A 2,088-nucleotide genomic window follows, 5' to 3' on the forward strand; every position below is an offset into this window, starting at 1 on the left:
AGTTTTCTTTAACCTGATTAGAATTTTTTGTACCAGGAATAGCAACTGAAATGGCTGGGTGAAGGAGAAAAAGATGAGAATAGATCTACCAGATAAAGTAACAAAATATGATCATGTAGATTTATATGATGAGAATGGGAGTAAAGTGGATAAAAAGTACAGATGCTCTTATTCCATATAAAAAGTAAGAATTGAGGTCGAAAATGAACGTAAGGAGAATACAAGCAGAATTTGAAAAGTTACACTATTTTGATGCATGGGTTACTAAATTAGTATGCGACTATTTTGGTGATGAGGTATACCTAACTTATAAGAATGAAAATGGCGACGTAGATTTTCAATTTAGCGGTTGCTATAGAATAGATTTCAAACATAGCATGGGATATGTAAAAGAAAAACCAATAAAAACATTTACATATGAACAGTTACCATATTTTCTTCATGATATTGAAATTGGTGAAGTAGAAAAAGAGGGCTTGAAATTATATACCTGTAATATAATTATGCCCCCTATGGAATTAGAAATATGGTGTAAGGATATAAAAATTGAAAGCTAAGTATTATAATAAAAAACGCTCCAATTATTGTGGAAAATTTACAAGCATTGGATGTGAAAATACTAGGATTTCCTACAGGTTTCAATATGAGAATAAATCTTGCAAATGCATTTACGGACTGAGCTAATAGAATAGCAAGCCATAAGATTGATATTCCAGCTGCGAGAAATATTGATAACATTGATTTATGTAATGTGTTATATGATCTGGGTGTTCCACTGGAAAAAACGCTGAGTTTATAGCGGACTAAAAGTCTACTAATCAATTCATGACAACATTCATAGACTTTGCTCCTATACTGAGATGAAATCTTAGCTGAAAATGAAAATCTGCCTTCATGGTATCCTGCTGAATTGTTTGAAGTATCTAACCCTTTACAGCCTTTAGAATGGTATTTTGCAGATCATAAACAAAGTAAAGTGACAACAATAGAATATATATGAGGTTATAAAGAATTATCTTTAAATGATAGGCAAGCTCTTGGTTTAATGGAAAGAGTGAATAAAGATATTGAAATATTTTTAAAGCGTAAAGCCGAAATTGATGAATTTGGGAGATAGTAAATGAATGAAGTAATTAATCTATAAAAAACGTAGAATTAAATATTTCTAGTTTTTTTGTACATAACATTTAAATAAACAGCTTATTTTTGAAAAAGTTGAAAGATAGTATTTATGTTGGCGCAAATATCTATTACAATGTACCCTATATAAAAAAAGTAGCTGCAAGTGCAACTACTTTTTTCACAAAAACATTATTATGCACATAACACCTTTAGCGTAGACTTGCGCTTAATGGTACTTGGGAATAAACTGTGAAATTGTTACCATAAGTACCGTGTCTTGAAAATGAGGAAGAAATTAAACCGTTCCAACTTTTGTAGGTAGATCCAGATGTATCTGCTCTTAGAAGTACATTTGAAAAGCTAGCCTGGCTAAAAGAATTACGTCCAGCATCTTCAACACCCTGAACCATTTTTACTGGTTCGTATTGAGAAAATGAGCCATATACAGGCTGATTTGCATATCTAGGGCTTCCATTTACATACATAGTAACCGTACCATTTCCGTTATTAATTATTTTAAGGTTTACCCGATCACCATCTTTAATTGATGTATCATATTGTGTGTTCCAATACTTACTGTTTTGACCTGATTCATTATATCCTGAATTAAGAAATACTTTATATCCACTTGGTGTTTTTGAAATACCACCCTCAACTTTAGATGCTCCAATACCTAAATACCAATTCAAATATCCATCTTTAACAACAACTGATTTTGGTAGATTTATATCAGCTGCAATCCCGGTATAACTACTATTTGTAACACTTTTTACAGCACCTTCTGTAGCTGCAAAACTAGTAGTTGAAAACATTGATAGAGAAATTAGAAGTGAACCAACTAGATACATCATTTTTTTCTTACTTTTTCTAAATACTTGATTCATTTTAGATCCCCCATATTTTAAATTATTAAATTGTATGGAAAGTTGGCCAACTAACTACAACTTACAAATTAAAGATATATCA

2 protein-coding genes and 2 pseudogenes are annotated in these 2,088 nt (G+C 31.0%); 3 read left to right on the forward strand and 1 reads right to left on the reverse strand.

Annotated features, from left to right (window positions below; genetic code table 11):
• Positions 1-203: 203 nt before the first annotated feature.
• The 3 genes and pseudogenes from ACQGSG_RS28585 to ACQGSG_RS28595 all read left to right on the forward strand — a co-directional run.
• Positions 204-557 carry a hypothetical protein gene (locus tag ACQGSG_RS28585; RefSeq protein WP_017658203.1) on the forward strand — a complete coding sequence of 118 codons (354 nt, stop codon included), beginning with the start codon at positions 204-206 and terminating at the stop codon, positions 555-557.
• Positions 558-568: 11 nt separating this feature from the next.
• Positions 569-769, forward strand: a pseudogene (locus ACQGSG_RS28590) (hypothetical protein); the annotation flags it as partial.
• Positions 770-865: 96 nt separating this feature from the next.
• Positions 866-1,117, forward strand: a pseudogene (locus tag ACQGSG_RS28595) (hypothetical protein); the annotation flags it as partial.
• Between the two features lie 214 nt (positions 1,118-1,331).
• On the opposite strand, the gene ACQGSG_RS28600 reads toward ACQGSG_RS28595, so the two are convergent.
• Entirely contained in the window at positions 1,332-2,006 is a 675-nt protein-coding gene (locus tag ACQGSG_RS28600; RefSeq protein ID WP_426948678.1) for a hypothetical protein, read from the reverse strand.
• Positions 2,007-2,088 lie beyond the last annotated feature (82 nt).

The sequence above is a fragment of the Bacillus sp. GMa5/1 genome, from assembly GCF_050172015.1.
Classification (GTDB): Bacteria; Bacillota; Bacilli; order Bacillales; family Bacillaceae_G; genus Bacillus_A; species Bacillus_A cereus.